The organism is Metasolibacillus meyeri (assembly GCF_003049505.1).
Taxonomy (GTDB): Bacteria; Bacillota; Bacilli; order Bacillales_A; family Planococcaceae; genus Metasolibacillus; species Metasolibacillus meyeri.
Genome location: NZ_PYWN01000141.1, coordinates 12,309 through 38,513, shown reverse-complemented (window position 1 = coordinate 38,513; position 26,205 = coordinate 12,309). Strand labels below are relative to the sequence as shown.

Genomic DNA, 26,205 nt, shown 5'->3' with positions numbered 1-26,205 from the left:
AGATGTGTATAAGAGACAGATATGAAATTATAGACTTATGGAGAACAAACGAGGCTAGTAAAGGTGCTTGTATGTAATTAATTGGAGAATTATCTAAATCTAAAGCATGTTTTTAAACAGCTCGGCTTCTTTTTACTGCAATCATAACAAAAGCCGTTGTGCATATAATTGACTATGCATAGAGCTAGTAGGAGGGTGTGTTTTGGAAATCATTCAAGAAATTTTATCAATATATATGCAGTTTTTCGATTGGGGCATGTGGAAGGAAGTTTTAACTGACCCTGTATCTTGGGGATTAATATCCACACTTATTATTATCGAAGGCTTACTTTCAGCAGACAATGCACTTGTACTAGCTGTGTTGGTTAAGCACTTGCCAAATAAACAGCGAAAACGCGCATTAATGTATGGTATGATCGGGGCTTATTTTTTCCGATTTTTATTTATAGGCATCGGTGTTTATTTAGTGGAATTTTGGTTTATAAAATTGCTAGGTGCCTTGTATTTAGGTTGGCTCTGTGTTGCTCATTTCGCACAAATAGGAGAAGAGGACAGTGTTAAGGAAGTTAAAAAATCAGGTTTGTTAGTTCGAATTTTTGGAAGCTTTTGGGCAACTGTTGTTATGATTGAGCTAATGGATGTTGCTTTTTCACTTGATTCCATACTTGCTGCATTCGCCATATCCAATCAAGTATGGGTATTAATGATTGGCGGGATGTTAGGGATTGTCATGATGAGAACAATTGCAGGCTTATTTTTAAGCGTTATTGAAAAAATACCTGAACTAGAGGAAGCAGCCTTTTTCATCATCGGTATCGTTGCATTAAAAATGCTTGTGAGTATCGTAGGTATTCATGTACCACACTATCTGTTTTTCATTATTTTAATTGTTGTATTTACAATTACCTTCTGTCTTCATTTTGTAAAAAAGCTACGAACTGCTTAAGGCTATTTTTCTGTATCAATAACTACCTTGCTCGAACCAAATATTATTTACCTCATATAATGGTTTCGAGGAGGATTTGATGCAGTGGATTACAATTATTCTTTTAGGAATCGCGGTGAATTTAGATAACTTAGGAATCAGCTTAGCCTATGGGATTAAACGAATAAAAATTCCCTTCATCTCAAACGCTGCTATTGCGCTATTATCCATGCTTGTGACGTATGTAGCTATCACAATTGGCGAGGCATTAATTGATTATATTTCAGTTTATTTAGCTAATCTATTAGGCAGTTTGTTACTTTGCGTTATTGGGGCATGGACTTTGTTATCAAAACGATTCGCTAAAGCTGGCCGTATTAAATCATTTGATAAAGATCAAAATTCTATCCTTTCTTTAAAAGAGGCCATTCTATTAGGCTTTGTTTTATCAGCGAACTGTTTAGCAACAGGTATTGCTATTGGTGCAAATGATATTACGACAATATGGATGGTTATTTCTATCGGGGCCTTTTCCTTCATTACAGTAGCAATCGGCAGCCACTTTGGCATTTTATTAGCAAAAAGCTTTATTGGTCGATACTCTACAGCGATTGCAGGTTGGCTTCTGATAGCGATAGGTATTTTTGAAATTTTCATCTAGAAAAAAGGCTGTCAGGAAATTTCCGACAGCCTTTTTTCTATTTAAGACGAAGCTGATTCTTCCTTCAATGTATATTTGCGCCCAAAAGTGATATAGAAAAACGTGGAGGCAATTAAATATAACGCACCTGTAATACAGAACGCATAGGCATAGCCCCAGTATGAGCCATAGGATGTGACGAGCCATGCTGCTGGCAAGCCCATAACCGCCCATCCTAAATTGAACACCATTTGATTGACCGAGTTAGCGAGCCCTTTATATTTATCGTGGACAACTTCCATCGCAATGGCACTTTGAATTGGGTTACCTGCATTCATCAATGCTTGGCGCATTAAAAAGCCGAGCGATGCTAAAAACAATGAATTTGTAAAAGCTGTTAAAAACAAAAATGGAATCGACATGAGCTGAAATAAAACGAGAGCTCTTACTTTGCCTACACGCTTCACAAGCATTGGTCCAATAAGCATCGCCACCGTTGTCATCGCAGAACCTAATGCTAAAATTAATCCAATATAGGAGTTTGACGCATCAAAGCGATTCGCAAAATATAAGTTTAAGTATGGGATAACTAAGCCCGCACCGAAACCAACGAGTAAATTAGCTGTTCCGAAAAAGATAATCATTTTAAAATTGAAAGACCAACCAGCTTCCTTCTCTGTGTGAACCACTTGTGCTTTTTCTTTTTGCACAGGAGCTACAGGCTTCATTTTAAATAATGGGAATAGCCCACAGAAGAAAATAACACAGCCTGTTAATAGCGAAATTTGAATACTTTGTACTTCATCCATTTTCGCAAGCCACTGCAAAGTATCTGCGATAATGCCACCTAATAAATTCCCGACAACATTTGATACGGTGATGAGCGCAAAGTGAATGCTGAACAATTGCATACGTTCACGCGGGCTAGAGTTTTCCGCTAAAAATGGCACACCTGAAACTTGTGCCAAGGCCCATGCAATCCCCATGCCAAAGGCGAGCATTAACATCGGCTGCTCCGCTGTCACAATACTGCGTCCAACAAGCAAAATAGCCGTCAATGTCGAGCCAATAATTAAGAGCCATTTGCGCCCTATTTTATCGCTCAGTAGTCCCGCTGGTATGAGCATAATTGCTGTTGCGAGCGATGTCATCGAAATCACACTTCCATTCACCGATTCTGGCAATCCAAGCTCTCGAATATATAAATTGTACATCACGCTAAATACACCCATACCAATTTGAATTAGCACATTCGACAAAATAAATAAACGGATATTTCGATTAAACGATTTTAAGCTTTTTCCCCACTCATCAAGCCATTTCTTCACTCACTGCACCTCATTTTAATTCGATAACCTAAATATACGTTTTCCGTAGTAAATAAGCAAGATGGAATTTTATAGAATCCCTCGCTTAAATGCCTCGCTCACTAAATGGGTACGGTTTTTTGCCTGCAATTTACTAAGCAGTCTTTGCACATAGTCACGCACCGTGAATTCACTTAAAAATAAAATCGAAGCAATTTCCTTATTGCTATAGCCCTCTGCAATTAAATAAATCACGCTATGCTCCTTGTCATTTAACTCAGAGTGCTTTTCAAGATGTGAGGTAGTAGGTTTACGTGATAACAATAAGCCAAGTCGTTTACCAACGAGTGCCAACGTATCTAATTGCATTTGCGAATACGGGAAAAATTCACCTTTTTGATCTAGCTCTAACCAACCATATAATTGATTTTCGTCTGCAACTGGGATGAAAATCATCGACGATAAATTGAATTTCTCAATCATTTCGTCCTCGATATATGGATGTGGTTCTCGCAAATAAAGCGGCTGCTTTAAGCTGAAAATCGGAAAATCTGCCGTTAGTTTTCCTTTAATATTTTGCACAATCTCTAGCTGATCGCCAAACATCCCTTTAAATTCATTTTTCCATGGGATGTATATATAAAAAATACAGCGCTTAAATTGAAAAATCGCCTTCAACTCTTCCAAAATCGAGGGCAATTCTTCGGCGCTTGAAGCGCGAATCAAAATTTCATCCATTTGTTCAAGACTACTGACATCTAATGCTGTGTGCTCAGATGATTGATTCAATGATACATAATACTGCTGCATTAAGCTCACCATACTATTGGATAAAAACATAAACAATGGCTCTATCTGAGGATGTTTTTGATTAAATAATAGACGAAGGGTGGATTGTTCGAAAATAGCTCTAAATTTATTTAAAAATGGGCCTGTTGCTTGCTGCCAATGTACTTGAATAAAGAGCTGCAATTGATTTGTTAAATTATCTGGCACTTCGCTATCATGCTGTTTAATGATGAATTGCAAAAAATGGTCGGAGAATGCAATCATCTCTTCCCTTTCCTTCGCAGTTAGCTCCTGTTCCAATTGAATATAAGAATTAATATTTTGCATGAGCTGAGTACGATATATTTTGCAAAATAAAATAAATTGTACAGGCTTTATCATTTTATCACCTACAAATGTATGTTTATTTTTGTGAAAAGTCCCTATTCTAATAGGTTAATCCTATGTATTAAAACGTATACAATGTAGTTAGTCAAATATTAAGGAGATGTTCTTTATGGCATTCAAACATATTACAATCGCAGGTTCTGGCGTATTAGGTAGCCAAATTGCATTCCAAACTGCATTTTTCGGCTATAATGTAACGGTTTACGACATTAATGATGAGGCATTAACCGCTGCAAAAGAGCGCTTCTCAAAATTAAAAACAGTTTATGGTGAATTTTTCGATGACGTGGCACGTGCAGAAAAAGCGTTCGCTAGCCTTTCATATAGTGCCGATTTAGCAGAAGCGGTCAAAGAGGCTGATTTAATTATCGAAGCTGTTCCTGAAGTTGTAGAAATTAAAACAAACTTCTATATACAATTAGCTCAAGTAGCTCCTGAGAAAACAATCTTCGCTTCCAATTCCTCAACGATGCTTCCAAGCCAATTTGCTGAATATACAGGTCGACCAGAGAAGTTTTTAGCATTACACTTTGCTAATGAAATTTGGAAAAACAATATTGCAGAAGTAATGGGGCATGCTGGTACAGACGCAAAATACGCTGACTTAGTAGAAGAATTTGCAAAAACAATCGATATGGTTACATTCCGCTTGCATAAAGAGCAACCTGGTTATATTTTAAACACATTATTAGTGCCTTTTTTAAATGCAGCACAATATTTATGGGCAAACGAAGTGGCTGATCCACATGCCATCGATAAAAACTGGATGATTTCAACAGGCGCCCCAGTTGGTCCATTTGCTTTCTTAGATATTATTGGTATGACGACACCATATAACTTAACAAAAGCAAAAGCAGAACAAGGTGACCAAGTTTCACAATTAATCGCAGATAAATTAAAATCAGAATTAATTGACCAAGGTAAACTCGGTGTGGCGACAGGTGAAGGCTTCTACAAATATCCAAATCCTGCATATCAGCAACCTGATTTCTTGAAATAATGCAAAAGAGGCTGTCTATTTTAGTAATTAGTTCCGATAACGTGGAGAAAACTTAAAATCGCAGTCCAAATAACATACGTTTTCGCAACGTAAATAGCAAGGCAATTAACAAACCAAAAAAGCTTGGGACATCCCAAGCTTTTTACAGTTATTAAATGTGTTGTTAAAGCTCTTCGTTAGTTTGCCTCTTTGAATTGGTTCCAATCTTTTTTTAACAGAGAAAAGGAATAATGGTCATAATATTTACCCCTGAATAAATGTTTATCTCTATAAACGCCTTCATTCATAAATCCAAGTCTTTCTAATAACCTAATAGAGCTTACGTTATCTAAAGCAACAAAAGCGTTAATTCTATTTAAGTTCATATGGTTAAATCCACTTTCAATTGCACTAATTAATGCCTCTTTCATATATCCTTGTCCCCAATTTTCGTGCCATAAATCATAGCCTATTTCCGCAATATTGTTCGTTCTGTCCCAACAATGATATCCACAGGTTCCAATTTGCTCTTGGTTAGCATCTTTTTTGACTAATACCCAACGATTATGTCCCTTTTCTTCTGGATCTTTATTCCATTCAACAAACTCGATTGCATCATTTCTACTTGTAAATAATTCTTCATCATATAAAAATTCGCATACTCTTTCATCACTAAAAAGCCTATAAATAAAATCAATATCCTCATTATTTACATTTCGCAAAAACAACCTATCTGTTTCTAAATTCGGAAATTTATTATGTTCAATCATTTTGACAACTCCTAATTATTTACTTTTGCAATTGATAACTCACTAACTCATGCTTTATTATAAAGCCTGCCGCCCTATACAGATGGAGTGCTCCTTCATTTGCTGTGCTGACAGTTAATTGCACCTCTTGAATTTGATGTGTAGCACTTATGCGCGTAAGTGCCATTGCTAGTAACTTTGTACCAAGTCCTTGTCGCCTAAAGGCTGGTGCAATCGCAATATATTCAATCACCGCCCATTGATGTAGGGCATCTACCTCGATATAAGCGTAGCCCTGTAGCTGTTCTTCTTCATTGATAAGTAATAGCAATTCATGTGTATCATTTAGGCGTTGTACAATTGTTTTTGCATCATAGTAAGTATTCGGAAATGCTTCATTGTGTAGCACAGCGAAACTTTCATAAAATTTTGGCTCATACAAATTAAAATGTATCATCTCAGGTTGCTCTTGTTGCTGCCATCGTAAAACGCTGTGCCAACCTGTTTGCTGTGCACCGATTGCCTTGATAAATTCAGTCGCTACCTTATTTTCTTCATTGATAAAAAATTGGAATGTGTGAATAGTGGAATGCTTCTCTAACAGTTGGCTCCACATATTTACTAGCAGTGGTACTTGCTCTCTACACTGCATAAACGGTCCCCACACCTCCGCGCTTGTGCCATCTATATCTAAGCCAATTGCCGCTACAATACGTTCATTATCATATGTAATAGCAAAAGCACTCTCCATAAAATCTTCTCTCAAAGTTTGCTCAATTTCTTCTACATCTTCACCACAGTAGCCAATATGATGTGCTGGCTCGTTGTTTAGCTGTGCTAGAAATTGTGCAAGTTGCTTGTTTTTTGTCATGTTGCCCTCCTAAAGTCCCAATTCGCTCAACGAAGTGCCAAATTCGCTCGTAAGATATGTGAATTCGCACGCAAGATGCCCATCTCCGCACGTTAAACAGTGAAATTCGCACGCAAGACATCCAAATTCGCTTATCCATATAGAAAAAGCTGCCGAAAATTCGGCAGCTCCTCTGACTTAGCCATTCAATGAATTTGCCTGTAGCTGGTACATTGTTTCATAGCGGCCACCTAATGCTAACAGCTCATCATGTGTACCTTGCTCGACGATTTCACCACGGTCTAATACGAGAATTTTATCTGCATTTTTAATTGTCGATAGACGGTGGGCGATAATAAATGTTGTACGCCCTTGCTTTAATACATCCATCGCATGCTGAATAATTTCCTCTGTTTCTGTATCAATATTGGATGTTGCTTCATCCAATATTAAAATCGCTGGATTGAAGGCTAATGCACGTGCAAAGGAAATTAACTGGCGCTGCCCCGAAGAGAGCGTGCTTCCTTTTTCAATTACTGGCTCATCTAAGCCTTTTTCTAAGTTCGCTAAAACACGTTCGCCACCTACAGCAGCTAGTGCCTTTTCTACTGTTTCACGCGAAATGCGTTCATCATTTAAGCTAACATTCGAAGCGATTGTACCTGTAAATAAATATGGATCTTGTAACACAATGCCCATATGGTCACGAACCGATTGGCGTGGCAAGCTTGTAATATCTTGCCCATCAATTGTAATACGTCCTTTTTGTGGATCATAGAAGCGGAATAATAAGTTCATAATTGAGCTTTTCCCCGAACCCGTATGCCCAACAAGTGCCACAGTTTCACCCTTCTGTGCTTCGAAGTTTAAATTTTTCAACACGTACTCATCATCCTTGTAAGCGAAGGAAACATTATCAAATATCACATTCCCCTCGTAACGTGGGATACGCTTTTCGCTTACTGCCTCGCCGTTTTGATCCAACAGTTCAAATACACGAGAGCCAGCTACTAATGAGCGCTCAAGCTGTGAGAACTGGTTAACAAAGTTCACAATGGGATTGAATAAACGTGTCAAATAATCAACAAGTGCATACAATGTTCCTGCTGTTATTGCTTCTGGCATTGTCATTGACTGTGTACCAAAGTAATAAATGAACACCATAAACATCAATAAACGTAATACATTCACTAAGTTAAAAGAGGTAGCTGAATCTAAAAACAACAGCTTGCGCTCATATTCATAATGCTCATTGTTCATCTCTGCGAATTCCTTTTTCATTTGGTTTTCGCGACGGAATGCTTGAATAATTGTCATCCCGTTAATTGATTCATTAATCATCGCATTAATATCCGCAATTTTTGTACGAATCACATGATTGTACTTTGCTGCAAACTTACGATAGCCAATCATCCAACCATAAACGAGTGGAATCACGACTAACGCAATAAGCCCTAGCTTAATATCTAAAATAAATAAAGCAATATAAACCCCTGCAATGGAAATAATGCTCGTTGCAAATTGTGATAGCACTTGCACATATAAATTGCGCACAGCTTCCGTATCATTCGTCACACGTGCCACTACTTTACCGGCTGGTAAGTTGTCAAAGTAATGAATCGGCAATGTTTGAATATGCCCAAAAACATCTTGGCGCATTTGCTGTACAACACGATTCGCCCCAATTTGCAAATAAATATACATAAAATAACGTAAAATCGCTGTTGCTATAGATAGCCCGAAGAAAACAATTAATAGCCATGTTAATGGTTTAACGGCCATCTCTCCTGGCGTCATATAGTTATCAATAATATGCTTTGCGATAAATGGTCCTGCTAAATCTGTAAAAACGGCTAATGTTAATAATGCAAGCCCAATTAAAATCGGCTTTTTAAATGTTAATGCGTAATGATACAATCGTTTACTTGTACTCATTCAGATCCCCCCTCTAGCTGCTGGCGGTCAAATTGCTCTTTATACCAACCATTCTGTGCAAGAAGCTCATCATGTGTACCTTGTTCTGTAATCATCCCTTCATCCAGCACAATAATATGGTCTGCGTGCTGAATGCCTGATAAACGGTGCGTTGTAATAATCGTCGTTTTACCATTACGTTCATTTTGAATATTATCGATAATCTTTGCCTCTGTTTTCGCATCAACTGCTGATAACGAATCATCCAAAACTAAAATTTCAGGATTTTTAATGAGTGCACGTGCAATGGATACACGCTGCTTTTGTCCGCCCGATAGCGAAACACCCTTTTCTCCTACGAGCGTTTCCATACCCATCGGCAAGTTTTTCAAATCTTGCTCAAAATGCGCAAGTCGAATTGCATCTGCAATTTGCGCCTCTGTTGCATCTTCTTTCCCAAATAAAATATTTTCTCGAATCGTTCTTGAGAATAGTACATGATCCTGTGGCACATAGCCAATCCAATCTAGCACCTGCTCCTTTGTTTGCTGTGCTAAATCGACATCGGCGATGGTTAATTGCCCATCACCAAGTGGATATTCTCGTAATAATTGCTTAACAAATGTTGTTTTCCCTGCACCCGTTTTCCCAACAATCCCTAATGTTTGCCCTTGCTTTAAGGCAACTGAAATTTGCTGCAAGTTTTTCACCTGTGATAACGGGTATTGGAATGTAAAATCATTAAAGCCAATTGCTGTTGGTGTTTGCAATGCCACCGCTTGTGCTGGATTTTGTACATCCGCCTCATAATTAAGTGTTTCTTGTACACGATCTAACGAAGCATTTCCTTGTTGCATTACGTTAATAAGCTCACCAATCGCAAACATCGGCCATACTGCTAGACCTAAATAAACATTAAATGTTACGAGCTGACCGACCGATAACTCACCATTCGATACCAAAACAGCTCCGTAGCCTAACGCAACAACATAACAAATAGCTGTACCCGCTTTAGTAATTGGTCCAAATAATGCGTTAATTTTTGCTACATGGATGTTTTTTTGGAACACTTCCTCACTTTTATTAGCGAAGCGCCCTTTATCTCGCGTTTCCTGTACATAAGCACGGATCACACGTACTCCAGCAACAGATTCAAGCACATCATCATTTAGCTCTCCAAAAGCTTCTTGAGCTGTCATGTAACGCTCATGCACAATTTTTCCTAAGTATTGAATTAAAATAGCCATAATTGGTACAGGTAGCATCGCCCAAAATGTTAGCTTCCATGAAATCGCGAAGCCCATCGCTAAAATAATGGCAGCCATATAAACTGTCGAATCAATCAACGTCATAATCCCGAAACCTGCTGTTAGCGATACCGCATTTAAATCATTTGTCGCTCGCGCCATTAAATCTCCTGTACGATTTTTTTCATAAAATGTTGGCGTCATTTTTAAAAATTGGTGCATTAATCGTTTTCGTAAAACCCGTTCTAGTGTAATCGCACCACCAAATAATTGGTATTGCCATACGAAATTCATTGAATAACTAAGTATAATGATGACTACCATACCGATTAAATAATAGCTGAGTAGCTCACCGGTCATGACACCTAATGTCATTTCATCAATGGCCTTACCGAGTAGCCAAGGTGGTATCACTTCAACGATACTCGCTAAAATTAGCAGCACAATGGCAAGTGTATAACGCTTCCAATGCTGCTTGAAAAACCATGTTAATTTTCCTAATACATCAAACATATTTTTACCTACTTTCTTCCCTTAGAGTCGCACTATCCACTATCCAGCGATTCCCTTTTTAAAATTTTTGCTTGAAATTGTTTAAACATACCGATATCCTCCTACATCTCAGTTATGCACACTGTCAGCACAAAAAAAGACATATATCCCCATTTCATTAGGATACATGCCTAAAAAAAGAGATACAGGGACGTGCCTGTATCATCAATTCATTATGCGCGTTCAAGCAAATAATAAAAAGAACATACTACAGGTCCGGATTAAAATGTTTAGCTGTTTTGTTGTTTAATAAAATCATCATAATCCTTCCCTCCATTTCCTTAAATTATTTAGTGCCCCTTAAGATTAGCATACAAAAATTTACTATGTCAATATTTTTTGAAAAATTAAATGTTTTTGTGAATTCTGTCGATATCGAGAGTCACATGACTTCTACATAAATCGTATCAAAAATTTTATCGTCTAGATAAACTTCTAGCTTCCACATCCCGACTTGCGGAAGTTCCATGATACTAGGTATATGATAGTCTGCACCATTATGAGCACTTAAAAAGCCAATTTTATCGTATAAAATTTCAATTTTTTGCTCTGGTTCCTCTTCAAATGCCGCAGTGACTTTAATATCACCCTTTAATACATCCTCATCACCCCAAAAATGCCACATGTATTTATTTGGCTGATTAGCGGTAAAGGGCAATATTTCTCTATCATAGATAAAACCCACTTTATCTTTGATTCCAAGCATTCGAAAACTACCCGATTCAAAAAATTCACTTTCCTGCCATGCTTCCTTCTTATCATCTGCACAAGCGGCTAACAACAATAATACCCCGAATAATGGTAACCAAAATTTCACTTTTATAATAAAGTCCTCCTTTTTTCTATAGCATAGGTAATTATATAATAACTTAAATTCACAGAATATTCATTCGAAATAAAAGAAAAAAATCGTCAGCAAAAATTGTTTTTTGTTGCGAAATATTTTATGATAAAAGTATTCAAAAAATTTTTCTATTATAGGAGGTGTACTCTTTATTTGCCCCCCTCATTTGGGTCGCAAGTAAAGGATTTATTTGGACGGAGATATAGGAGAGCTAACCATAAGGCTTGTAGCATTTGCTCTATTAATTGCTGCTACGGCATTTTTCGTTGCAACTGAGTTTGCCATAGTAAAAGTAAGGACTACACGAATTGACCAGCTTGTCGCTGAAGGTAATAAGAAAGCGCTAAAGGCGAAAAAAGTAATTTCAAACTTAGATGAATATTTATCAGCATGTCAGCTTGGAATTACCATTACCGCGCTCGGACTTGGATGGTTAGGTGAACCAACATTTGCACTAATTTTAGAACCATTATTTGAGCTCATAGGGCTGGAAGGTCGCGTTACGTCACTTCTTTCATTTATTATTGCCTTTTCACTTGTAACATTTTTACACGTTGTCGTAGGGGAATTATCGCCAAAAACTTTAGCTATTCAAAAAGCGGAGGCTGTCACTTTACATTTAGCAGGACCACTTATTTTATTCCACAACATCATGTATCCTTTTATTCGCACATTAAATGGCTCAGCCCGTGCATTAACAGGACTTTTCGGTTTAAAATTGGTTTCTGAATCTGAAGCAGCACACTCCGAGGAAGAGCTTCGTATGATTTTATCAGATAGCTTAAAAGGTGGAGAAATTAATCACTCTGAATACGAATATGTAAACAGTATTTTTGAGTTTTCTGATCGAATTGCAAAGGAAATTATGGTACCCCGTACTGAAATTATTAGCATTGAAAAAGATCAAACATTACGTGAAGTATTCGAAGTAATGGGCGTTGAACAATATACACGTTACCCAATTACAGACGGTGATAAAGACCATGTGATTGGCTTAGTGAATATGAAGCATTTATTAACTGCTTTCGTTAAAAACCCTGCAAACGGTGAGACAAAAGTAGAAGATTATATGCAACCCGTTATTCGTGTAATTGACACAGTGCCAATTAGTGATTTATTATTGAAATTCCAGCAAGAACGTATTCATTTAGCTATTTTATTAGATGAATATGGTGGAACATCTGGCTTAGTAACGATTGAAGATATCATCGAGGAAATTGTTGGTGATATTCAGGATGAATTCGATGCTGACGAAATACCTGAAATTCAAGAAATAGACGAAGGTCATTATATTATTGATGCGAAATTGCTTTTGGAAAACGTCAACGATATTTTAGGTATCGAAATCGAGGATGAAGATATTGATACAATTGGTGGATGGGTGATGACACAGCATTTTGATGTAGTCGAAGGTGACTCATTTGAAGCTTATGGCTATCAATTTACAATTAAAGAATCTGATGGACATCATATTTCATATCTCGAAATCAAAAAGCTAGAAGCTGCTAAAATTCTTGAAAATAAATTAATTGAAGAAATTTAATGTAAAATTATAAGCAAGTGGCTGTTTAGAAAGTAGCGTTTGGCGATAAATTATCGCAGATGCATACTTTCTAGGCAGCCTCTTTATCATGTCTAAAAGTCTTTCTAGGAGGAAACATTGTGGAGCTATATACAAATTTACGTGCTGGTGAAAAAGGCGCTTGGTTATCTATTGGTACTTATATTGCACTAAGTGCAATGAAACTAATTGTTGGCTATATCGGGAGCTCAGCCGCATTAAAAGCAGATGGATTAAACAATACAACCGATATTATTGCTTCGGTTGCTGTATTAATTGGCTTACGTATTTCTCAAAAGCCTGCGGATGACGATCACCAATACGGACATCTACGTGCAGAAACAATCGCTTCACTTATTGCGGCATTTATTATGATTGCAGTAGGGGTCCAAGTACTGATATCTTCCATTAAAAATATTTGGAACCCTACGCATGATACGCCTTCTGTGCTAACAGCAGTCGTGGCTGTTATTAGCGCTTGTATTATGTATATTGTCTATCGCTACAATATGGCTTTAGCAAAGAAAATTAATAGCAGTGCTGTTAAAGCTGCCGCCTATGATAATCGTTCAGATGCCCTTGTTAGCATCGGTACAGCTATTGGGATTGGTGCTGCGATTGTAGGTTTCCCTATTATCGATGTCATTACAGCACTTCTTGTCGGTGTTATTATCGTGAAAACCGGTGTGGAAATACTTTGGGAGGCTGTCCATACATTAACGGACGGCTTTAATACGAGAGATACAGAGGCACTTTGTGAGCTTATTCGCAAAGTTGACGGCGTCATCGATTTAGTGGATTTCAAAGGGCGTACACATGGTAATATGTCATTTGTCGATGTAACAGTGACCGTCAACCCGTATTTGAATGTATGGGAAAGCCATGAAATTACAGAGCAAATCGAAAATACAGTAAAACAAATCAATCCATATTGCGTTGTGCTCGTGCATATTGAACCGCATGAAATCCCTGCACCAACGGAGGATGATTATCATTTTTGAAAAAGCTACCTAAGAAGCAAGTATGCATTTAGCTTCTCAGACAGCTCTAATTTCTATATTATTTCTTCAATCAAATAATGCTCAATAATTTTTAAAAATACTTTTCCGATATTTATGAGTGCCTGTTCATCAAAGTCAAATTTAGGGTGATGGTGCGGATAGGCTGTATGCTCCGTTCCATCATGCGAGCCTACGTAGAAGAAATTTCCTTTTGTCTGTTGCAGATAGTAGGAAAAATCCTCCGCACCTAAGCTAACCTGACGAATTTGGAAAGCCTCGTCCCCAAATTCCTGTTGAATTAGCGCTGTTACTAAATTTGTTTGCTCTTCATGGTTCACTAACACAGGATAGCCATTTAAATAATCTAGCTCGTAATCAATATAGCTAGATACTTTGAAGCCATCTAATATCGCACGAATTTCCTGCTCAATTTGCTTGCGCACTGTCGCATCGAGCGTTCGAACTGTTCCCTCTAAGAGCGCTTTATCTGCAATAACGTTAAAGGCACTTCCACTATGGAAGCTACCCACCGTTACAACAGCAGGCTCAATCGGGCTCACCCGACGACTAACAATTTGCTGAAACTGGTTGACAAGCTGTGTACCAATGACAAGCGAATCCTTTGTTTGGTGTGGATGTGCACCATGTCCGCCTTTGCCGAAAAGTTTAATGGTAAAGGCATCAACAGAGGCCATCGTTGGACCTACGCGTGTAGCTAACGTACCTATTGGTAAATCGGAGGCTAAATGCGCCCCAAAAATATAATCAACATCCTCTAAAACTCCTGCTTCCACCATTGCCTTCGCACCGCCTGGAGGCTTTTCTTCCGCATGCTGAAAAATAAGTTTGACATTTCCTTTTAATTGATCACGATTATTTTGTAGCACCTTTGCTACACCTAATAAAGCTGCCGTATGCCCATCATGTCCACAAGCATGGCTCACACCATCTACAGTAGATTTATATGGAACATTCTTTTCATCTGGAATTGGTAAAGCATCAAAATCTGCGCGTAAAGCAATAGTTTTTGTTGGATTTGGTGTACGAATATAGCCTACAACACCGTTCCCACCGATATTTTCATGCACTTCAATTCCGTAGCTTCGAAGCTCCTGTGCAATAAATTTTGCTGTATTAAATTCTTGAAATGAAAGCTCTGGATGTTGATGTAAATAACGTCTTGTATGTACAATTGATTCAAATTGCTGCAATAATTCGTTTTGTAAATGAGACAAATGAAAACCCTCCTCGTATCCCCTTTTAATTCCTATAGAAATAGTATACTTTAAATCATAAAAGCAATCCTTGAGAAAGTCAATCAATTTTATCTGAAAATTAAAAATAGCTAAGCTTTTATATGGTATAATTTTCAATTAACATACTACATTGTCGGAGGAATTTTTATGAAGATGCTTTTATTTTTCATCAGTTGGTTAATTATTTTTCGCCAATTTTATAAATTTATCTATGCAGATAAACTAAAAAGAAGCTGGGAGAAATATATTCTATTTTCCATTATTGCAAGCATCGTTATGCCATTTGTACAGCTTTATGCTCGAGAACAATTGGGCACACTAAAAGATAGCTTAATTAATGCTTCTGCAATAACTATCGCTTTATTAATTTTTCTAATCGGCGGGGCCTATTTAAAAATGAAGATTGATGAGTGGAGTGAGGAATTTAAATAGATGATGGTCAAGTTGAAGCTTTCACAGGGCAAAGCCCAAACAAAAAAGCAGGGGCGTGTCTGAACAGATAATACCTATTTCAGACATGCCTCTTTGTCACACCTGCCCACTACCCTCTGTCAAACCGTGCTTCACCGCATATAAAGCAGCTTGTGTACGGTCTTGCACTTGTAGCTTAGCAAAAATATTGGATATATGTGTTTTCACGGTTTTCTCTGTCACAAATAAAGAAGAGGCGATTTCTCGGTTGCTTTTGCCCTTCGTTAGCTCTGCTAGTACGTCCTGCTCACGCGGTGTTAATGGGTTAACTACATGAAGCTTTTGTTTCTCTTCAAGCAAGCCTTCCTCTAGCTGCGTTGTTGCCTCTGGATGCAGCATATTTTCTCCACGCATAATTTGACGGATTGTATGCACTAAATCATCTGGCTCAATATCCTTTAGCTGATAGCCAGATGCACCTGCATCGATTGCTGGCAACACATGGTCTTTATCGGCAAAGCTCGTGAGCATTAGTACCTTAATGGCTGGATACAATGCTTTTATACGCTTCGTTGCTTGAATACCATCCATTTCAGGCATCACTAAATCCATTAATACGACATCAGGCTGCACCTCTTTCACCAATTGCACAGCTTCCATGCCATTTTTTGCTTCTCCTACAACTTCGATATCCTTTTGCGTCTTTAAAAAGAAGAGCAAGCCTCTTCTTACTACATGATGGTCGTCTGCAATTAAGACACGTATCATTCTATTCCCCCCTAATACGGCAGGCGGATTAATAATTCCGTCCCCTTGCCAATTTCACTCACCCAATCAGCTGTGCCTCCAATTGCATGCGCTCGATCTTTAATTGATTGAATACCGACTGATGGTATTCTAACTTTTGGATCAATCACAAAGCCTCGTCCCTCATCCTTAATAACGAGTAAAATATCTGTTTGCGTCACCGTAACATAAAGCTCCGCTATTTTGACACCTGCATGACGCCGTATATTATTCAGCCCTTCCTGTGCAATGCGGAATAACGTTTCCTCAATACGTGAAGGTAGCTGAATAACGCCTGAAACATTGACAATCAGCTTTAAGCCTAACATTTCTGCATATACTTTAATCGCTTCAATTAATCCGCTTTCAAGACCTTTCGGGCGCAGTTGCCAAATGAGTGCACGCATTTCCGTTAAAGCTTCCTGTGTAAGCTCTTGAATTTCTTTAAAGGTTTCCTTGATTTCAGGCTGGTCACTCATCTCAATGCCAGCACGTGATGTTAGTGTAACCGAAAATAAAAGCTGATTAACAGAATCATGTAAATCCCGTGCCAATCGATTGCGCTCTTGCACTAATGCAATTTCCTGTTGCTCATTCGTTAGATGAATCCTTTTAATAGCCGAGCCCATTTGAAAGGCAACGGATTCTAAAAGCTCAAGCTCTTCCTCCGTAAAACGTACCGTATTTTGAGAGGCGACATTTAAAATACCAAAGCGCTCCTGCCCAGATTGTAGTGGAACTGTTGCATGGTGTGTGATGCCACCTGTATCATCATCGCTATCTACCATTGCACTTTCAATGCGCTGGCATTCAATAATATTCGAAGCTTTCATCAACTCATTATTGCGATAGCGTGATACGCACCAGCAGCCACCTCTACTTAAATGTTGGCAACCGTTTTTAGCTAAAGCCTCTGGTAAGTTTTCATGTGCCACTAATTTGGATTTTCCTTTATTATCAATAAAGAAAATCCACCCCGTATCAAACTTCGTACCACTTAAAAATTTGAATAAAGCCCCTTTGAGCATCGGAATCATTTCGGTTTCTTCATTTAATAGTTCAGCAATTTCTTTTAATATCGTAATGTTTGAATGATTTAAGCCCATGATTCACCTCTAAGTTCTTTCCATTATCATATCATTGAAATACCTCTAAATGCATGTATACCCCGCTCATACTTTTGGCTGAAATTAATCAATTGTGAAATCTTACTCACAAAGTATTCAAATTCTAAACAATTTACTTCTCCTAGTCTTTTATCTATAATCAATACGTATCATTCATTTTGACATGTAGGAGAACAACTATGAACAAAAAATTAGAAAATGGCTTGCTTGCTATTTGGGTCGTGTCTCTAGTAGCAACATTAGGTTCGCTCTATTTCTCTGAAATTAGGCAGTACACCCCTTGCGAAATGTGCTGGTATCAACGAATTCTTATGTATCCAATTGTCATTTTGACGACGGTTGCTTACATACAGAAAAATGCACGCATCGCCTTAACAACCGCTGTATTTGCTTGTATTGGTGGAAGCATTTCCCTTTATCATTACGGCATCCAAAAGCTAGATTTTTTACAAGCATCAGCTCCTGCTTGCGGCCTTGTTCCTTGTACAGGACAATATATTAATTTGCTCGGGTTTATTACAATCCCATTTTTAGCATTAACAGCTTTCGTCATAATTGCAGCAATTAGCTTTTACATGTTACGCGTTTTAAAGGAGGAAAAATAAGATGAAGAAACTCGCTATTTTTGGCGGCATTATCGTTGTACTGTTCGCAGCGATTATCGTATTAACAAATATGTCCAACAACAGTAAATTAGAAAATAACCCGTACGGTACAAAAAACTTAAGACAATCTACAATTGACCAACTTGATGATAAAAACTATCAAAATATTATTTTACCAGATGCATTAGAAAAGAAAATTGCAACAGGTGAACCCGTTTATGCTTATATATTCAGCCCAGAATGTATGTATTGTAAGCAAATGACACCAAAACTAATGCCAGCAGCGGACGAATCAGGGATCCATATTGACCAATTGAATGTTTTAGAGTTTCCAGAGCAATGGAATAAATATAATTTAGAGGCTACACCAACATTAATTTATTTCGACAAAGGGCAAGAAGTAACGCGTATGGTTGGCGACTATGATGTTGATACAATTAATAGCTTTTTCCAAAACATTAGTGCACAATAATATATAAAAAGAAGGCATTTTACTTTGAGAGGCGTGTTTGGGCTTATCCGACCGCCTCTTATTTTTTAGGAGGAAATTTATGTTTACTTATATAGTTCAACAAGAAGGGCTCACAATTGAGCAGCTTTTGCGTGAAAATTGGCGCTTAGGCAAAAAAATCGTCCATGAATTACGCATGGCAAAGGCGATTACATTACAGGATGGGACTCCCGCTATATGGAAGGAGCCTCTTGCTGTTGGAACGTTGTTAAAATTTGATTTCACCAGCTCTCCATCAAGCTATCAGCCTGTTGCTCAATGCGAGGTGACTATTCGCTATGAGGATGAGCATTGTTTAATCGTTTCGAAGCCAAAAGGAATGTCCACACATCCGAATGATGCAAACGATACAGATACATGCATGAATCATGTCATGGCACATATAAAGCAAAACGGTGGTAGTTATGCGGAGCATGTGCATCGCCTTGATCAAGGGACGAAAGGACTGCTACTTGTCGCTAAACATCCAATTGCGAAATCTATTTTTGACCGTATGATTGAAGAAAAAACTATTATTCGCAAATATGCTGCGGAAGTACAAGGGAATCTTCGTACAGATACAGGTGTCATTAATGAACCGATTGGCAAAGACCGTCATCACAATACACGTCGCGTTGTTTCAACCTCTGGTCAGCATGCAGTGACTCATTATGAAGTCGTACAGCGTTTTAAAAATAGCTGTATTGTGCATGTTGTATTGGAAACAGGACGCACGCATCAAATTCGTGTCCATATGGCACATTTAGGTCACCCAATCATCGGTGATACATTATATAATGCGCGTCAAACCGCAACGAATGACTATGAATTACATGCGATACAGCTTGAATTCCATCATCCATTCACACATGAGCATATTACCATTATCGATAAATAGTATTGCGAATTTTCAATCATTTCTGCTAAAATATTGAGCAAACAGCATATATGAGAAATGAGGATGCTCATGGAAAACTTTTTACTCTATCTATTTATGTGTATCATGCTTATTATTTTACCTGGTCCTGATACAGCAATTGTCACAAAAAATACGTTGCTCATTAGTAAGAAGGCTGGTCTACAAACGATGGCTGGGACATTATGTGCTTTAATGATTCATACATCGGCTGCTGTGCTTGGGCTGTCAGCAATTATTGTGAAGTCTGCTGTAGCCTTTTCTATCATTAAATATATCGGTGCTATTTATTTACTATATCTTGGTGTAAAAACATTGATTGCCATGACGAAGAGAAAGCCACAGCTTGTCGATGCTGCATCACATAAAAATGATAGCAAATCAAGCTTTACGCAAGGCTTTTTAACGAATTTGCTTAACCCGAAAGTAGCGGTCTTTTTCTTAACGTTTTTACCGCAGTTTTTAGCAACAAATAGCGATCCACTGCTGCCATTTTTCATTATGGGTATCACATACACAGCATTAACTGCTGCTTGGTTTGTCGGCTATATTTACTTGCTTCACCAAATTCGTGCATTTATGAATAAACCATCAACACAAAAAGTGATGGAAGGTGTCACAGGCGCTGTACTGATCTTATTTGGTGTGAAGTTAGCTTTGGAGAAGGCCAATTAACAAGGCAAATGGCTGCTGGGAAAGTAATCCCAACAGCCATTTATTTTTATAGCTTGTTAATTAAAGCAAAAATTGTTTCTTTTAATTCATCGTCGCTGTCAGATAATTGTACTAAGTTACCTAAACGCTCACGTAAAATTGGGCGTTCGATAACTAGTTGCTCATCTAATACTTGCACTAATAATTCAATCATTAAGCGGTCGCGTGTTACTAACGCTTCTTCTAAACGCTCTGGTGTAATTTTTGCATTCGCATGTGATACTGATGCCATCGGAAAATCCTCCCTATTATATAGATATACAATTCACATTTTATCATAGATTGTTGCCCTTTTGGCAGCTTTCACAATTAAAAGTCAAAATTATCAGGGTCAGCACTTGTACGGTGGAATGTATTTAATGCGGTAATCGCTGCAACCTCATCTGCTGCTAATGCAAAGCCAAACACATCTAGATTTTCTTTAATACGCTCTGGTGTTACAGATTTCGGAATGGCAATATTGCCTATTTCTAAATGCCAACGTAGTACGATTTGCGCTGGTGTTTTTCCGTATTTTTCAGCTAAATTTTTCACAACAGGATGTGTGAAAACAATGCCTGTGCCAAGTGGAGCCCATGCTGTTACAGCGATATTATGCTCCACGCAAAATGCACGTAATGCATCCTGTGATAAAGATGGATGACACTCAATTTGATTTACCATCGGCTTAACATTCGCTACTGCAAATACTTCCTCTAAATGATGCTGATGATGATTCGAAACACCTGGCACACGGATGAGCTTTTCATCGTAAAGGCGCTCAATCGCTTTATATGTGTCCGCTAATGTCGGCTTTGGCCAATGCGTTAAATATAAGTCGATATAATCTAAATTTAGCTTTTTTAATGATGTTTCAAAAGCACGTAATGTATTGTCAAAGCCTTGATCAGCGTTCCAAACTTTTGTCGTAATAAATAATTCAGAACGATCGATACCAGAAGCTTTAATGGCCTCTCCTACTGCTTCCTCGTTTTGATAAATCGCTGCTGTATCAATTGCACGATAACCTGCCTTTAGCGCTTCTGTCACACCATCAACTGCTACTTCATGCTCTTTCATACGGAATACACCGTAGCCGATGCGTGGCATTTCTACGCCATTTGCTAATGTAATTGTTTGTGAAATTGTCATGAATAAATATCCCCCTTAAAAATCAAATTTAAAATTATCTGGGTCTTGCCCAAAGCGTTTATTTTGATTTAATGCATCTAACTTATGCATATCTTGCTCTGCTAATTCAAAGTCAAAGATTTGCGCATTTTCTTCAATGCGCTGTGGTGTTACTGACTTTGGAATGACAATAATATCATTTTGCAAATGCCAGCGTAGCACAATTTGTGCTGGCGACTTTCCATGCGCGGCTGCAATTGATTGAATCGTTTCATCCACCAATACGCCTCCACGCCCTAATGGCGACCATGCTGTGACAGCAATATCCTGTTGTGCACAAAATGCACGCAAATCTTGCTGTGATAAATACGGATGTACTTCTATTTGATTAACTGTTGGTGCAATATTTGCCTTTGCGAGAAGTTGTTCTAAATGATGCTGATGATGATTGGATACACCTGGCACACGAATTAACTTCTCATCATAAAGACGTTCAATCGCCCTATATGTATCAACAAATTTTTCCACCACAGGCCAATGTGTTAAATATAAATCAATATAATCCATATTTAATTTTTTAAGCGATGTTTCAAAGGCACGCAACGTGTTGTCATAACCTTGATCCGAATTCCACACCTTTGTCGTAACAAAGATTTCTTCACGCGGTACACCAGAATGACGAATCGCTTCGCCTACTTCAGCTTCATTGTAATAAAGTGCCGCTGTATCCACTGCCCGATAGCCGACCTGCAAGGCTTTCGTAATTGCTGCAATTGTTTCATCACGATCTGTCATTTTATACACACCTAAACCAAATAGCGGCATCTCCACATCGTTAGCTAACCTTTTTGTACTTTGCAAGTGCATTGTCATACCTCCTTTAGCATGATAATTTCATTATATACCGAATTAGCTATTATTTCGAGAAACGAATCTTTAACATGAAAAGCTGTAGGAGGTGACCTACAGCTTTTCATGTTTTATCTGCGCTTTTTTCATTTTATTTGCGGTTCTCTCGGATTTATCTGCGCTTTTTCATTTTATCCGTGCTTTCTCTACTTTATTGGCTTTTTTCATTTCTATCCTCTATTTTATCAAATTGCTGTGGGTCTACTATGCGGTCATTCTCCTCCAATTGCTGACCATCTCTCATATTTTCCATTTGCTTGCCTAGCTGCTTTAAATCCTCCATATTATTCACCATCTGTCCACTTCTCGGTTGTTGATTGTTTTTCTCCATTCTAAGCCCCTCCTTTTTCTTTTCTTTTCCCGAAAATGTATAGTTTTAACCTATTTAGACACAAAATAACCATAGTAAAGTTACTATTTATAAGCTATACTAATAAAAGAGTTTATATACATGAGGAGGATACTTCCATGAAATTATTATTAATTCTTGGTATTTGTGTAGCATTCTTAACTGCAATTTTCACTGGTGGTTACGAAGGCAAACCATTTGCTAAAAAAGACTAATCTTTTTACTTCTTCATTTGATTAGGCAACGATTGCGAAACACTCGGGATTTATACGAGTGTTTTTTTCATAGTCTTGCTACTAGGGGGCTCTCTCCTTCAATTCAATACATAATGCATTTTATCCTGTTGTGAAGCTCTTATTTTTAGCACCAATCAAGTGAATAATTTAGCTATATTTAAAACTGTTCCAAAAATAATTGGAGCAGTTTTTTCATTTTGTTGAGAATAATCCACTGCTGATTTCGTTGTAGTTAATGAAAAAGCTTTTTCGAAAAAATTAAGGAGTTTTGTTTATGCAGCATAAATTTATAAAGCGTTTGAAAAAACAAAAAGAAGATGCGCTAGAATACATTATTGACGAATATTTACCGTTTGTAAAAGCAATCACATTCAATATTTTAGGACCAATCGGCAAACAAAGTGCGATTGATGAATGCGTCAATGATGTATTTTTAGAAGTTTGGCAAAATGCGGAGAAGTTTCAAGGTGAACCAGCCGACTTTAAGCGCTGGATTGGGACAATCACGAAATATAAAGCAATCGATTATTACCGTACACTAGATAAGCAAAATGTGCGTGAAGCTGAGCTTATTGATTGCTATGAGCAGCCTAATAGCAACAGCGAGCAAACCATTTTGCAACAAGAGCAAAAAAATGAAATGCTTTTGCACATTAGCCAGCTTGAGCCACCTGATTGTGATATTTTTACAATGAAATATTTTTTAGACATGTCCAATAGTGAAATTGCAGACACCCTTTCTTTAACAAAAGCGGCTGTGGATAATCGTTTATACCGCGGTAAGAAAAAATTAGCTCAATCACCAAAACTAAAGGAGTTGTTCATATGAGTGACTACAAAAAATTTATGAACTTAAATGTTGATGAGGTTGAACCAATGCCTGTTGATGAAGTAGAGAAAAAACGGCTAAAAAAGCATGTGCTTGGTCAGAACAAGAAGCGTGCAGCTTGGCGTAAATATGCGATTATCGCAGCCATATTATTCGGGGGAACGGTGGTCACACCCTTTACCTTCCCATCCCTTGCAGCGCAAATACCTTTTATGAAAAATCTTGTGGAATATACAGATAAATATTTTATTTATGATAACTACAGCGATTTAGCAACGATTATCGACCAAGTACAAACAAGCAACGGTATTTCAATAATGATTGAAAATGCCATATTCGACGGAACATCGATTACGCTGACATACGCGATTGAAGCAGATCGAAATTTAGGTGAGCTAAGCATGGTTTCTGGCTCCTTTGATATTAAATCCGTTAAAGGGACTGCTGGGGGCGGTTCTGTGAAAAAAATAAATGACAACACATATGTAGGTGTCGCAAAAATCACACCATTTTTTGAAGGAGATATACCAGAAGAAATTTTGGTTAGCTGGCAACCTACTAAAATTTTATCATGGTCAAATGATGTTTATAAAGGCGATTGGTCATTTGAATTTAAGTTACCTAAACTAGAAAATGACATTCAAACAGTGCATGTTGAGCAAAAAGTCGATGACGTTCAAGTAAGCATCAACACTATTGAACGAAATGCTTTGTCTACGGTCATCCGCTATACTCAACAACTTGGCCAAAATACCTTGAAAGAATGGTCGTGGACTTCCATCTCCATAATGGAAGTTCGCGATAACTTAGGCAATATTTATGAAGCAAATAGCAACGGGGGAACTGGTAATACAGAAACAGGTACGACGGAGTGGAGTATTTCCATTGATCAGCTAGCTCCAGAAGCAACGACCTTATTTGTCACACCTAAAATTTATTATAGCAAAGGCTCAGGGATTGGTACCCCTGGACCAGTAATGTCAGAAATGGTGATTAATTTACGATAATAAATAGCTATCTGGAAAGGAGGCTAACATGCTACTTTCTAGATAGCTCTCCACTATTTATCCTGTATTAACAATTTTTTGTGTACCGAAAGCGGAGCGACAGGCTATCAGACCCCCTACTTGCAAGTTGTAAATAGAGGTGTAATTTTGGATAAATTTTTATATAATGAGCATCTAAGGGGGATTTGTAAATGAACGATTATATTCAAACAATGCGGGCCTTGATTGGACATGAAACACTCCTAACAATTGGCTGTGGGGCAATTATTGAAGATATAGAAGGCCGGCTTCTTTTACAAAAAAGAATCGACAATGCTATGTGGGGAATACCAGGTGGGATTATGGAAATGGGTGAAACGTTTGAAGAAACAGTGAAACGAGAGGTTTTAGAAGAAACCAATCTTGTACTACATGATATTTCTTTATTCGGTTTATATTCTGGAAAATCGGGATTTGCTACTTATCCAAATGGTGACAAAGTATTTAGCGTTCAAATTATTTTTCAATGTAAAAACTATACAGGCTCTATTCAATTGAATAATGAAAGCAAGGAACTTTGTTTTTTTGCTAGGCATGAACTCCCTACTAATTTAAACCCTACTCAAGCACCATTTATTTTAGATTGGCAACAAGGAGTGACATTGCCAATTATAAAATAAAGTAAGGCTTCAATCAGTGGGAGTTTTTGACGCACAGTATGTCCCATGAATGCGACGCTTTTAACCAACTTCCCGCACTGATTTTTTATTTTTCTCATATCTGTATCCGACGCTTCATTATATATATAAACCGTTAATGTACGATAACTTCTATTCTCACTGAAACTTTTTTCTTGGACGGTACGTATGACAATCAATACCACTTAGGAGGATTTACGTATGTCTTTTTTTAACAAAGTTTTAGCGAGCGTTGGAATTGGTGCTGCGACAGTAGATACAAAGTTACAGTATACAACGTACAGAGCTGGTGAAATAATCAATGGTATCGTTGAAATTAGAGGCGGTAATGCAGAACAACAAATCGATACAATTTACTTGAACTTATATGCAAATTATTCAAAAGAAGTGAATGGCTCTAAACGTAATGAAACAGCCGTGTTAAAAAGATTAAGGCTAAATGAGGCATTCACAATTCGAGCAAATGAGCTCCATAATATTCCATTATCCTTTGAACTCCCTATAGACGTACCAGTTACATTGGGGCAAACACGCGTTTGGATTCATACAGGATTAGATATTAAGGCAGCGATTGATCCAACCGATAAAGATTATATCGAAATTAAACCAACGCCACTTGCTACACAAATTTTGCAGGCTGTGGAGCAACTCGGGTTTCATCTGCGAAAAGTAGATTGTGAAGCAACCTCTACACGCTATCAACAAAACTATCCGTTTTTGCAAGAATTTGAATTTGTACCAACAGCTAATATATACCGTGGACGTTTAGATGAGCTTGAGGTAATATTCCTCTCACAATCAGCGCATTCAGCAGAAATATTATTGCAAGTAGACCGTAAAGTTCGGGGGTTAGCTAGCCTTTTATCTGAGGCATTAGATATGGATGAAAGCTTTGTACGCTTAACCATTTTTGCGGATGATTCAATACAAGCTAAAATCCAGCAAGCGATTAACAAACATATGTAAGTGAAAAATAGCCAAGCCATTAGCATACTAGCTAAGAACACTAAATTTGGCTGATGCTCATCAAACAACGGC

General features: G+C 37.8%; 28 protein-coding genes. 14 read left to right on the top strand and 14 right to left on the bottom strand.

Features of this window, described 5'->3' with window-relative positions:
- Window positions 1–202: 202 nt before the first annotated feature.
- Window positions 203–946 carry a TerC family protein gene (locus C9J34_RS17680; protein ID WP_107841499.1) on the top strand — a complete coding sequence of 248 codons (744 nt, stop codon included), beginning with the start codon at window positions 203–205 and terminating at the stop codon, window positions 944–946.
- A gap of 79 nt (window positions 947–1,025) precedes the next feature.
- On the top strand, window positions 1,026–1,586 hold the full coding sequence (locus C9J34_RS17675) for a manganese efflux pump MntP (protein ID WP_107841498.1): 561 nt from the start codon (window positions 1,026–1,028) through the stop codon (window positions 1,584–1,586).
- A 41-nt stretch (window positions 1,587–1,627) separates the two neighbouring features.
- On the opposite strand, the gene C9J34_RS17670 is transcribed toward C9J34_RS17675, so the two are convergent.
- Together C9J34_RS17670 and C9J34_RS17665 are read right to left on the bottom strand one after the other, a co-directional pair.
- Window positions 1,628–2,893, bottom strand: a complete 1,266-nt coding sequence (locus C9J34_RS17670; RefSeq protein ID WP_107841497.1) for an MFS transporter — start codon at window positions 2,891–2,893, stop codon at window positions 1,628–1,630.
- 69 nt (window positions 2,894–2,962) lie between these two features.
- Window positions 2,963–4,042 carry a LuxR C-terminal-related transcriptional regulator gene (locus tag C9J34_RS17665; RefSeq protein WP_107841496.1) on the bottom strand — a complete coding sequence of 360 codons (1,080 nt, stop codon included), beginning with the start codon at window positions 4,040–4,042 and terminating at the stop codon, window positions 2,963–2,965.
- A gap of 115 nt (window positions 4,043–4,157) precedes the next feature.
- Between C9J34_RS17665 and C9J34_RS17660 the strand changes: the two genes are divergently transcribed.
- Entirely contained in the window at window positions 4,158–5,048 is an 891-nt protein-coding gene (locus C9J34_RS17660) for a 3-hydroxyacyl-CoA dehydrogenase (RefSeq protein WP_107841495.1), read from the top strand.
- Window positions 5,049–5,224: 176 nt separating this feature from the next.
- Here C9J34_RS17660 and C9J34_RS17655 read toward each other — a convergent pair whose 3' ends face one another.
- The 5 genes from C9J34_RS17655 to C9J34_RS17635 form a co-directional block, all read right to left on the bottom strand.
- Window positions 5,225–5,797 carry a GNAT family N-acetyltransferase gene (locus tag C9J34_RS17655; protein ID WP_107841494.1) on the bottom strand — a complete coding sequence of 191 codons (573 nt, stop codon included), beginning with the start codon at window positions 5,795–5,797 and terminating at the stop codon, window positions 5,225–5,227.
- Window positions 5,798–5,816: 19 nt separating this feature from the next.
- Entirely contained in the window at window positions 5,817–6,647 is an 831-nt protein-coding gene (locus C9J34_RS17650; protein WP_107841493.1) for a GNAT family N-acetyltransferase, read from the bottom strand.
- 177 nt (window positions 6,648–6,824) lie between these two features.
- On the bottom strand, window positions 6,825–8,561 hold the full coding sequence (locus tag C9J34_RS17645; RefSeq protein WP_107841492.1) for an ABC transporter ATP-binding protein: 1,737 nt from the start codon (window positions 8,559–8,561) through the stop codon (window positions 6,825–6,827).
- Window positions 8,558–10,300, bottom strand: a complete 1,743-nt coding sequence (locus tag C9J34_RS17640) for an ABC transporter ATP-binding protein (protein ID WP_107841491.1) — start codon at window positions 10,298–10,300, stop codon at window positions 8,558–8,560. Before C9J34_RS17640 ends, C9J34_RS17645 begins: the two co-directional genes overlap by 4 nt.
- Before the next feature lie 421 nt (window positions 10,301–10,721).
- The gene (locus tag C9J34_RS17635; RefSeq protein ID WP_193769066.1) at window positions 10,722–11,156 is read right to left on the bottom strand and encodes a DUF4871 domain-containing protein; all 435 of its coding nucleotides are present in this window, start codon (window positions 11,154–11,156) and stop codon (window positions 10,722–10,724) included.
- A gap of 217 nt (window positions 11,157–11,373) precedes the next feature.
- On the opposite strand from C9J34_RS17635, the gene C9J34_RS17630 reads away from it, so the two are divergent.
- On the top strand, window positions 11,374–12,726 hold the full coding sequence (locus C9J34_RS17630; RefSeq protein WP_107841489.1) for a hemolysin family protein: 1,353 nt from the start codon (window positions 11,374–11,376) through the stop codon (window positions 12,724–12,726).
- A 119-nt stretch (window positions 12,727–12,845) separates the two neighbouring features.
- Window positions 12,846–13,745, top strand: coding sequence for a cation diffusion facilitator family transporter (locus C9J34_RS17625; RefSeq protein WP_107841488.1), 900 nt, complete (start codon window positions 12,846–12,848; stop codon window positions 13,743–13,745).
- 53 nt (window positions 13,746–13,798) lie between these two features.
- On the opposite strand, the gene C9J34_RS17620 is transcribed toward C9J34_RS17625, so the two are convergent.
- The gene (locus C9J34_RS17620; RefSeq protein WP_107841487.1) at window positions 13,799–14,980 is read right to left on the bottom strand and encodes a M20 metallopeptidase family protein; all 1,182 of its coding nucleotides are present in this window, start codon (window positions 14,978–14,980) and stop codon (window positions 13,799–13,801) included.
- 168 nt (window positions 14,981–15,148) lie between these two features.
- On the opposite strand from C9J34_RS17620, the gene C9J34_RS17615 reads away from it, so the two are divergent.
- A complete protein-coding gene (locus C9J34_RS17615) occupies window positions 15,149–15,433 on the top strand; it encodes a hypothetical protein (RefSeq protein WP_107841486.1) in 285 nt (94 codons plus the stop codon).
- Between the two features lie 96 nt (window positions 15,434–15,529).
- On the opposite strand, the gene C9J34_RS17610 is transcribed toward C9J34_RS17615, so the two are convergent.
- Window positions 15,530–16,180, bottom strand: a complete 651-nt coding sequence (locus tag C9J34_RS17610) for a response regulator transcription factor (protein WP_107841485.1) — start codon at window positions 16,178–16,180, stop codon at window positions 15,530–15,532.
- Window positions 16,181–16,191: 11 nt separating this feature from the next.
- Window positions 16,192–17,304 (bottom strand): GAF domain-containing sensor histidine kinase, encoded by a 1,113-nt coding sequence (locus tag C9J34_RS17605; protein ID WP_107841484.1) that lies wholly within the window; start codon window positions 17,302–17,304, stop codon window positions 16,192–16,194.
- Between the two features lie 200 nt (window positions 17,305–17,504).
- Here C9J34_RS17605 and C9J34_RS17600 point away from each other — a divergent pair, with 200 nt between their 5' ends.
- The 4 genes from C9J34_RS17600 to C9J34_RS17585 all read left to right on the top strand — a co-directional run bounded on the left by C9J34_RS17600 (window position 17,505) and on the right by C9J34_RS17585 (window position 20,011).
- Window positions 17,505–17,930, top strand: a complete 426-nt coding sequence (locus C9J34_RS17600) for a disulfide oxidoreductase (RefSeq protein ID WP_107841483.1) — start codon at window positions 17,505–17,507, stop codon at window positions 17,928–17,930.
- Between the two features lies 1 nt (window position 17,931).
- A complete protein-coding gene (locus C9J34_RS17595) occupies window positions 17,932–18,402 on the top strand; it encodes a thioredoxin family protein (protein ID WP_107841482.1) in 471 nt (156 codons plus the stop codon).
- A 79-nt stretch (window positions 18,403–18,481) separates the two neighbouring features.
- A complete protein-coding gene (locus C9J34_RS17590; RefSeq protein WP_107841481.1) occupies window positions 18,482–19,318 on the top strand; it encodes an RluA family pseudouridine synthase in 837 nt (278 codons plus the stop codon).
- A gap of 69 nt (window positions 19,319–19,387) precedes the next feature.
- Entirely contained in the window at window positions 19,388–20,011 is a 624-nt protein-coding gene (locus C9J34_RS17585) for a LysE family translocator (protein ID WP_107841480.1), read from the top strand.
- 46 nt (window positions 20,012–20,057) lie between these two features.
- On the opposite strand, the gene C9J34_RS17580 is transcribed toward C9J34_RS17585, so the two are convergent.
- From C9J34_RS17580 to C9J34_RS17565, 4 genes are all read right to left on the bottom strand, one after another.
- Window positions 20,058–20,282: a phosphate-starvation-inducible protein PsiE gene (locus tag C9J34_RS17580; protein WP_107841479.1), complete on the bottom strand. Its 225-nt coding sequence runs from the start codon at window positions 20,280–20,282 to the stop codon at window positions 20,058–20,060.
- Between the two features lie 77 nt (window positions 20,283–20,359).
- Window positions 20,360–21,181: an aldo/keto reductase gene (locus tag C9J34_RS17575; protein WP_107841478.1), complete on the bottom strand. Its 822-nt coding sequence runs from the start codon at window positions 21,179–21,181 to the stop codon at window positions 20,360–20,362.
- A 15-nt stretch (window positions 21,182–21,196) separates the two neighbouring features.
- Window positions 21,197–22,027, bottom strand: coding sequence for an aldo/keto reductase (locus C9J34_RS17570; protein WP_107841477.1), 831 nt, complete (start codon window positions 22,025–22,027; stop codon window positions 21,197–21,199).
- A gap of 193 nt (window positions 22,028–22,220) precedes the next feature.
- Window positions 22,221–22,400, bottom strand: a complete 180-nt coding sequence (locus C9J34_RS17565; protein ID WP_107841476.1) for a hypothetical protein — start codon at window positions 22,398–22,400, stop codon at window positions 22,221–22,223.
- 528 nt (window positions 22,401–22,928) lie between these two features.
- Here C9J34_RS17565 and C9J34_RS17560 point away from each other — a divergent pair.
- The 4 genes from C9J34_RS17560 to C9J34_RS17545 all read left to right on the top strand — a co-directional run bounded on the left by C9J34_RS17560 (window position 22,929) and on the right by C9J34_RS17545 (window position 26,133).
- Window positions 22,929–23,483, top strand: a complete 555-nt coding sequence (locus tag C9J34_RS17560) for a sigma-70 family RNA polymerase sigma factor (RefSeq protein ID WP_107841475.1) — start codon at window positions 22,929–22,931, stop codon at window positions 23,481–23,483.
- Window positions 23,480–24,490 carry a DUF4179 domain-containing protein gene (locus C9J34_RS17555; RefSeq protein WP_107841474.1) on the top strand — a complete coding sequence of 337 codons (1,011 nt, stop codon included), beginning with the start codon at window positions 23,480–23,482 and terminating at the stop codon, window positions 24,488–24,490. The genes C9J34_RS17560 and C9J34_RS17555 overlap by 4 nt, the downstream gene beginning before the upstream one ends.
- 191 nt (window positions 24,491–24,681) lie before the next feature.
- Window positions 24,682–25,149 (top strand): NUDIX hydrolase, encoded by a 468-nt coding sequence (locus C9J34_RS17550; RefSeq protein WP_107841473.1) that lies wholly within the window; start codon window positions 24,682–24,684, stop codon window positions 25,147–25,149.
- Window positions 25,150–25,368: 219 nt separating this feature from the next.
- A complete protein-coding gene (locus C9J34_RS17545) occupies window positions 25,369–26,133 on the top strand; it encodes a sporulation protein (RefSeq protein WP_107841472.1) in 765 nt (254 codons plus the stop codon).
- Window positions 26,134–26,205: the final 72 nt, after the last annotated feature.